Origin of the sequence: Prevotella sp. CAG:592 (assembly GCF_000436015.1) — a bacterium.
Taxonomy (GTDB): Bacteria; Bacteroidota; Bacteroidia; order Bacteroidales; family Bacteroidaceae; genus Prevotella; species Prevotella pectinovora.
In genome coordinates, this window is the sequence record NZ_FR892465.1 from 1 (window position 1) to 1,406 (window position 1,406).

General features: G+C 49.1%; 1 protein-coding gene. It reads right to left on the minus strand.

Annotated elements, in window-relative coordinates; all coding sequences use genetic code 11:
* Positions 1 to 66: 66 nt before the first annotated feature.
* Positions 67 to 1,059: a helix-turn-helix domain-containing protein gene (locus QVO99_RS00005; RefSeq protein WP_022315531.1), complete on the minus strand. Its 993-nt coding sequence runs from the start codon at positions 1,057 to 1,059 to the stop codon at positions 67 to 69.
* Between the last annotated feature and the right edge of the window lie 347 nt (positions 1,060 to 1,406).

Consider the following 1,406-nt stretch of genomic DNA (forward strand, 5'->3'; position numbering starts at 1 on the left):
ATTAGACTGTATAATCCAATGTCCTACATGATCTTGGTATATATGTGATATCAATTCTGCCATATTTTATTCCTCCATGCTTTTAATCCTTGCATCCATTCTCTTCTCCCTTCCCACCGTTTCTGGGAATGTGTATACGCCCCAGCCTTCTTCCATCTTATTCTTCTTGATGTTCTCGTCGTACCACCAGTCGTAGTGTTCTCGCGAAATCATTCGGAGATCCCAGGCTTCGTGCACTTGGGCGGCAATGGAAACGCCATACAGTTCCTTCAGGTCTGTCATCTCCCCGAGCGTCAGCTCGTCGCGATGCTCGCCGCCCATCTCTTCTATGAATGCGGACTTGGGGAAAAGGAAGAAGCTGGCGAACTTGTTGCAGCGCTTTTCCACAGACAGGTCTGGAGAGGGCGGGAAGGAGAGCAGCAGGTGGGCGAGCTCGTGTGCGGCGGTGAAGCGAAGGCGCTCTACGGTAGTCTTGTCTTCACGAAGATCGAGGACAATCAGCGGCAGACGACGGTCTGCCCATGTGCTGAGGCCGTAGACACCGGCAGGAAGTTCGTCCTCCATGATTCTGATTCCCTTGCGCTCCAGCAGGCGGAGCACACTGGCGATGGGGCCGTCGCCGCAATGCCAGAGCCGGCGCAGGAGGTCGGCAGCCTGTATGGCATCCTCAAGTGAGGAAACCTGAAAGTCTTCAATCGGATTCCGGAACTCTCCGGAGATGCCGACAGTGCGTTCTTTGGCGAGCAGCCGTTCTGTCCAGTAAGCCAGTCTCGCCTCTATCGCCGTGAGAACATCCTCTTGCAGCTTGCCTCCCGATGTGGTGCGGAGCATGGGCATGTCGATGAGTATGTTGGTGCCGAGAAAATAATCCTCGCTGATGTCAAGGGCTTTGGCAAGCGCCGAAATCACGTTGGCATGTGGGCGCATGATGCCTCGCTCATATCTTGAAAGGCTTTGCTTGGTTACGACAAAGTCGGCAAGTTCGATGAGCTTATCCATGCTTAGTCCTCGCATGAGTCTTGCTTCCCGTAGTCTGATAGCTAGTGTATTGTCAGGCATAGTATCTTGGTTTTGTTTACAAAGTTAGTAGAAATAGCCGAAGTTGTAAACAAATCCACGGAAAAATAACTTTTTTTACATTTTCAATTAACAGGGTGTATCTCTGTCAATACTGATAAATCATAAAAAATAATGGTGGTGGGGGAGGAGATGGATGAAAAAAATGATTTTTTCATACCTTTGCAAATCGTTTTCAGACTCGATGGTACGATTGACATAAATGGCACATTCGGGTGAATCAGTGTTATTAAGGAAATATAAAAAACTGCAACAGGTTATGCGGAGATTGTCTGCAACAGGTTATGCGGAGATTTTCCACAAGAAGTTATGCGGAGATTGTCTGCAAC